The organism is Mailhella massiliensis, from assembly GCF_020741395.1.
GTDB classification, from domain to species: Bacteria; Desulfobacterota; Desulfovibrionia; order Desulfovibrionales; family Desulfovibrionaceae; genus Mailhella; species Mailhella massiliensis_A.
In genome coordinates this window covers 1-6,615 of record NZ_DYZA01000158.1, presented here as the reverse complement: position 1 = coordinate 6,615, position 6,615 = coordinate 1, and the positions used below count along the sequence as shown (strand labels likewise).

Below are 6,615 nucleotides of genomic sequence, written 5' to 3'. Positions count from 1 at the left end.
CCTTCGCAAACAAAGGCCGAAGGATGCGGGGAAAAGGGGCAAGCCCCGGCAACGCTCCCTTATCTTTAAATCCCTTCCTTTGACACGACGGCCCGGCGCAAGCCGGGACGGAGTCGGCCACGGCAGGTGGGCGCGGCAGCGCACACCTGCACGGACATGGGGCGGGCAACGGAGGGCGGCGAGCTGCGCGGCAGAAAACGGCCCTGCCCTTCTGCGGTGTTCGCCTGCAAGGCAGGGATCCGCACCGGAAGCGAGTCAGGGCCCGGCTTCTGCGCCCTCTTCGCGCGCGAGACTGCCTGTTATGGGGGTTCGGGGGAGATTATCTCCCCCGGCGGGGTACGGGGCGGAGCCCCGCTGCCTTTCCTGCCTTTCCCGACTTTCCTGCCTTTCCTGCCTTTCCCGGCGCGAGGGCGAGGAAATTTCTTTCACGGTCTGCGCGGCATGTTGCAGGGAAGGCTGTGCTTCTCTTTGAAATATGAAGGAAAAATCTACCGTGTAACAAAACGGGGCGGCGCGGGGCGTGCGCGGGTACGGAGGGCGCAATGTTTTGAAAGAAAGATTCATTTACGAAAGGCATAGAATTCCGTTATACAGGGCTTGTCGGCATCGTACTGCATTTTCACTCTGCTGAATCCCGGAGTATTCCCATGAAAAAAAAGCTCGTTCTTGCGCTTTTCCTGCTTGTCATTGCCTGTTCCGGCGGCTGGTGGTGGTACGGCCACAGGCAGAATTCCCGGCAGGTACATTATCTTACGGAAACGGTGACGCGCGGCAACATCAGAAAGACGGTGAACGCGACGGGCGAGATAGACGCTGTGCAGCTTGTGACGGTCGGTTCGCAGGCCTCGGGCAAGATCATGGAGCTGAACGCCGTAATCGGGCAGACGGTGAAGAAGGGAGATCTCATTGCGCAGATCGACCCGACGACGCGTCAGAACGACCTCGACACGGCGCGGGCGCTTCTGAATACGTATCAGGCGCAGCTTGAGTCGCGCAAGATCGCGCTGAAGGTGGCGCAGACGAAGTATGAGCGCGAGCTGAAGCTCCGGAAGAGCGATTCGACCTCGCGGGCGAACCTGGAAGACGCGGAGAACACGCTTGCGGCGGCAAAAGCCAGCGTAACGGAAATGGAATCGCAGATATTGCAGCAGAATATTGCGGTGAACACGGCGGAAACGAACCTCGGCTACACCAAGATCGTAGCTCCGCTGGACGGGGTGATCGTATCGGTACCGGTGAAGGAAGGGCAGACGGTGAACGCCAACCAGACCACGCCGACCATTGCGCAGATCGCCGACCTTACGGACATGGAGATCAAGATCGAGGTATCGGAAGGCGACATTCCCTTCATACGGGAAGGGATGAACGTGAGCTACACGCTGCTCGGCGCGCCGGACACGGTGTACCGGACGAAGATCACTTCCATCGACCCGGGGGACACCACGCTTTCCGACGCGACCTCGTCCTCTTCGGGAACCTCGTCGTCCTCGTCCTCGTCGTCCAGCTCCACCTCTTCGGCGATTTACTACTATGCCAAGGCCCGGGTACCCAATCCCGACGGAGTGCTCAGGCTCAGCATGACGACGCAGAACGTGATAGAAATCGACAAGGTAAGCAATGTACTCATGGTACCGAGCCTGGTCATACAGAGCGCGCGGGGGAAGAGCTTCGTGCGCGTGCTCGGCAAAAACAACCAGGTGGAGACTCGCGAGGTGGAAGTGGGGCTCACCAACAACGTGATGACGGAAATACGTTCCGGCCTGAAGGAAGGGGAAGCGGTAATCGCCACGGAAATGTCCGCCGCGGAACTCATGGACAGTCTGGCCAACCCGCGCAGCAACCGCAGGTCCGCGCCTCCGCCTCCCCGCTGATTCCGGGAACGCCCCGCTCCGGGGCAGGGCCGCGGCGTGAGGCGGAAACGCCCGTGCCGGCAGGCAACGCCCCGGCAACCTTTGCAACGTCAGCCCGTTCTCGGGACGCACGGAGAGACCATGGTCACTCTTGAAGTAAAGCATATAGGCAAGCACTACGGCGAAGGGGAAAACCGCGTGCAGGTGCTCAAGGACGTGTGCCTGAGCATTGAAAAAGGGGATTTCGTCGCCATAATCGGGCAGTCGGGATCGGGCAAGTCCACGCTGATGAACATCTTAGGCTGCCTGGATACGCCCTCGGAAGGCTCGTATTTCGTGGACGGCAAGGCCACGGACGGCCTCGGGCCGGACGAACTGGCGCAGCTCCGCGGGGAGAAGTTCGGCTTCATCTTCCAGCGCTACAACCTGCTCACCAGCCTGAGCGCGCAGGAAAACGTGGCCCTGCCTGCGGTGTATGCGGGCATGAGCCATGCGCAGCGCAACGCGCGGGCGGAGGAGCTTCTTCTCAAGCTGGGCCTTGAAGGCAAGACGCAGAACAGGCCCAACGAGCTTTCCGGCGGCCAGCAGCAGCGGGTATCCATAGCCCGCGCCATGATGAACGGCGGGGAGATCATCCTTGCGGACGAGCCCACGGGCGCGCTGGATTCCAGGAGCGGCGAGAACGTGATGCAGCTTCTCATGCAGCTCAACGCCGAGGGGCACACGCTCATTCTCGTCACGCACGACAGGCACATCGCGGAATACGCCCACCGCATCATCGAGATCAAGGACGGCGAAGTCATCAGCGACGAGCGCAAAAAGCCCATCCACAACGCGGCGGGGCCGGAGATTGCGCGTGCGTCCATTTCCTCCTGGCAGTATGTGCGCGACCAGCTCGGAGAAGCCTTCCGCATGTCGGTACAGGCCATACTGGCGCACAAGATGCGCTCGCTTCTCACCATGCTCGGCATCATCATCGGCATCGCCTCGGTGGTCAGCGTGGTGGCCCTGGGACGCGGCTCGCAGGAAAAGATCCTTGAAGGGATCAACGCCATGGGCACGAACACCATCGATATCATGCCCGGCCGCAGCTTCGGCGACCGCAATTCCGCGCGCTACACCACGCTCACGGTGGACGACGCGGAAGTGCTTGCCGAGCAGAGCTACATTGCGAGCGCCACGCCCTCGGCGAGCACGAGCGGCACCTTCGTGTACCGCAACCTCACCTCCACGGGCTCCCTGAGCGGGGTGGGCGAGCAGTATTTCAGCGTGAAGGGGCTGGAGCTTGCGAAGGGCAGGCTCATCAACCGCGCGGATATCGACGAGGCGCGGGCCGTGGCCGTGCTGGACGACAACACGGTGCAGGAGCTTTTCCCTAACGGCGAGAACCCCATAGGGGAAGTGATACTCTTCAACAAGCGGCCCTTCCAGGTAGTGGGCGTGACAAAGAAGCCCAACGCCACCTTCGGCCCGCGAAGCAACCTCACGGTGTGGACGCCCTACACCGCCTACATGACGCGGGTGTCGGGCAAAAGGACCATCTCCTCCATCACGGTGAAGATAGCGGACGGCGTTTCCGCACAGATCGCGGAAAAGGAGCTCACGCGGCTCATCACCTCCCGCCACCGGGGGGTGACGGACTTTTTCACCATGAATACCGACAGCATACGCCAGACCATGGAAAGCACCACGACCACCATGCGGCTGCTCATTTCCTGCATCGCCTTCATATCCCTTCTGGTGGGGGGCATAGGGGTGATGAACATCATGCTCGTATCGGTGACGGAACGCACCAAGGAAATAGGCGTGCGCATGGCCATAGGCGCGCGGCAGTTCAACGTGCTTCAGCAGTTTCTGATTGAAGCTGTGCTCATCTGCATCATCGGCGGCGTGGCGGGGGTGCTGGCCTCCATCGGCATAGGAGCGCTGTTCAACAGCTTCATCCAGGATTTTCCCATGTCGTTTTCCGGCGCGTCCATCGTGCTCGCCATCAGCTGTTCCACTCTCATCGGCATCATCTTCGGATACATGCCGGCCCGCCGGGCCTCCACGCTCAACCCCGTGGACGCGCTGGCGCAGGAGTAAGCCTATGAAATCCCTGCCCATGCTCTGCGCCGCGCTGCTTTTCTTCTCGGGCTGCGCCGGGCGCGACTACCAGATCCCCGACGAAGGCCTTCTGAGCGCTGCACAGATAGAGGAAAGCTATGAGGTCGACCGCGAATGGTGGAAGGCCTACCACGACAGCGAACTGAACCGGCTTGTGGACATGGCCCTCGAGCGCAACGTGGATCTTGCCCGCAGCGCGATTTCCGTGAACCGCGCGCTGTATCAGGCCCGGCAGCTCGGGGCAGAACTTGTGCCCTCCTTCTCCGCGTCCGGCGACGCGGGCTCCCGCCTGAATACGGACAGCGGCGAGAGCACGCGCTCCTTCAACGCAAGCTTCGGCCTTGCCTATGAGCTGGACCTGTGGGGCCGCCTGCGCGACTTTGCCTCGGCGGGGGCGTGGGAATACCGCGCCACGGAAAAGGACAGGGAAAGCGCAAGGCTCGCACTCATCAACAGCGTGGTGAACACCTGGTACAGCATGGCCGACACCAGCCGCTCCCTGGAGCTTTCCCGCGAAAGCCTGAACTACTATGAAAGGCTCCTTGCCATAGTGGAGGAGCAGTACCGCAGCGGCAAGACGGACGGGCTCGACCCGGCGCAGACGGAGCAGAGCCTGCTTGCCCAGAAGGCCACGGTGCTCACGCTGGAAAAACAGCTTGAGGAGGAGCGCCGCACCCTGCGCGACCTTCTCAACCTGCGGCCGGAGGAGGAGCTTTCCTTCACCCTGCCGGACCTTCTTGCCGTGGTCGTGCCCGAGGCGGATCTTTCCGTGCCCGTATCGGCACTGGGGCTCCGGCCCGACGTCGCTGCGGCAGAGTACCGCCTGCTTTCCGCCTTCCGCAATCAGGAAGCCGCCAAGGGCGACCTTTTCCCCAGCCTCAGCATAGGCGGCACGCTCGGGGCCTCGGCAGCATCCTTCGGCGATTTCTTCAGCGCGCCCTTTGTGAGCGGGCTTGTCAAGCTCACCCTGCCCTTTCTGGACTGGAATCGTGTAAAATGGAACGTGCGTATTGCGGAGGCCGACTTTGAAGACGCGAAGCTTTCCTTCCAGCAGAGCGTGACCCAGGCGCTGAACGAGGTGGCGCTTTACTGCCACACCTTGGCCAATGCAAAGCAACAACTTGAAAACATGAAGAAAAAGTACGAAGCCGACCTCAGAGTGGAAGCCTATCGCAAGGCCCGCTACGAGCAGGGGGCGGATGAACTCAAGGATTATCTGGAAGCCATGAAGGCCTGCAACGACTCGCGGCTCTCCGTGCTGGACAAGGCCTATGCCGTGATTTCCTCCTCCAACGCGGTCTGGCAGGCCATGGGAGGGCGCATTTTCCGCCGATAGATAATTTCTTCATGAGATTGACGTTTTTCTTTTTTCATCGGAGAATCGCCTCAACTGATCTCCTATTGTCAGCGAGGCGATTTTCTTTTTCCGTCCCCTCTGAGATATAAGGAACCTCTTATGAGCACTTTCCGTAACCTTTCGTATGCCCTTCTTTTTCTTTCTGTTTTGTCTCTCGTGATGATTTTTCCCTTCTCGCGGGCCAACTACAGCATGACCACCTTCTCCTTTCTCGGGGTGTTCGTCGCGGTCTTTGCCGTGAGCCTGGTGGCACTCATCGCGTCCCTCACCATGTATTTCCACTCCAAAAATACGGCCATTACGGTGCTCAAGCGCCGCGGCGGCCGCGTCTACGCGGAGCTTCTGCACCATAAGACCCTGCTCATCAGCGCCATGGACGGCGACAAGCACGTTTCGGACTGGGATCATTACCTCTACAATCCCGATGAGTTTCCGCGCATCAAGAAGTTCCTGGGCGAGGAATATTTCCTTCTGCTTTCGTGCGATTCGTTCTTCTGCCATTCCAAGGCGGCGGAAGCGTACAACGCTTTCAAGACGCTGCACAACGACTTTGCCGATTTCATCCGCTCCGTGTCCTACGACCGCATAGAGTGCGCCAAGTTCCGCAAGCTGTATTTCCGCGTCACCGGGCAGTACATGACTTCCAGCACGCCGGAAAAGGAATTTGAAAGTGAAGCCTTCAGCGAAGCCTACGAAGCGCTTCTGGCCGCCAATGAGCAGGCCCTCAGCACGGTGGAAGGGCTGCTTTCCAAGATAGAAGCCTTCGAACAGCGCCTGGACCGCTACTATACCGCCGGCACTTCCTGGCAGACCACCAAAAAGGCTCTGAACGCCCGCTACCAGGTCTGGCTGCACGCGACCGAGGTGTAACCCTCCCCTGCGCATGAAGGGGCCCGCGCCGGAACAAGGCGGGCGCAGGGCCTGCGGCTCCGGTACTGCCGACGTCCGAGAGCTGCCGCGGCCTTGAGAAAAACGTCTTCCCCCACCTGGAAGGCGGAAAAGGACGGCCGGAAAGCCGAAGTGTGGAGAAACGGTGATGCCCCCGCAAAAAGGCGGAAGGGAGCGCGGACAAGAGGCTTTTTTTCGCAAACAAAAGAAAAAGGAGCGTTGAGACGGGAGATTCCCCGGCAAACGCTCCTTTATTTTTGCCTTCCTTTTCCACGCCGACGGGGCACAGAGGCCCCCCCCCTGCGCATGAAGGGGCCCGCGCCGGAACAAGGCGGGCGCAGGGCCTGCGGCTCCGGTACTGCCGACGTCCGAGAGCTGCCGCGGCCTTGAGAAAAACGTCTTCCCCCACCTGGA

4 protein-coding genes are annotated in these 6,615 nt (G+C 60.7%); all 4 read left to right on the top strand.

The genetic code is table 11. The annotated features are described in order from the left end of the window. Positions 1-647: 647 nt before the first annotated feature. The 4 genes from K8W16_RS07880 (at position 648) to K8W16_RS07865 (ending at position 6,183) form a co-directional block, all read left to right on the top strand. Positions 648-1,871, top strand: a complete 1,224-nt coding sequence (locus K8W16_RS07880) for an efflux RND transporter periplasmic adaptor subunit (protein ID WP_304122602.1) — start codon at positions 648-650, stop codon at positions 1,869-1,871. Between the two features lie 120 nt (positions 1,872-1,991). Beyond that, positions 1,992-3,935 (top strand): MacB family efflux pump subunit, encoded by a 1,944-nt coding sequence (locus tag K8W16_RS07875; protein WP_304122601.1) that lies wholly within the window; start codon positions 1,992-1,994, stop codon positions 3,933-3,935. Positions 3,936-3,939: 4 nt separating this feature from the next. Continuing rightward, positions 3,940-5,292 carry a TolC family protein gene (locus tag K8W16_RS07870; RefSeq protein WP_304122600.1) on the top strand — a complete coding sequence of 451 codons (1,353 nt, stop codon included), beginning with the start codon at positions 3,940-3,942 and terminating at the stop codon, positions 5,290-5,292. A 120-nt stretch (positions 5,293-5,412) separates the two neighbouring features. Further along, positions 5,413-6,183 (top strand): hypothetical protein, encoded by a 771-nt coding sequence (locus K8W16_RS07865; protein WP_304122599.1) that lies wholly within the window; start codon positions 5,413-5,415, stop codon positions 6,181-6,183. Positions 6,184-6,615 lie beyond the last annotated feature (432 nt).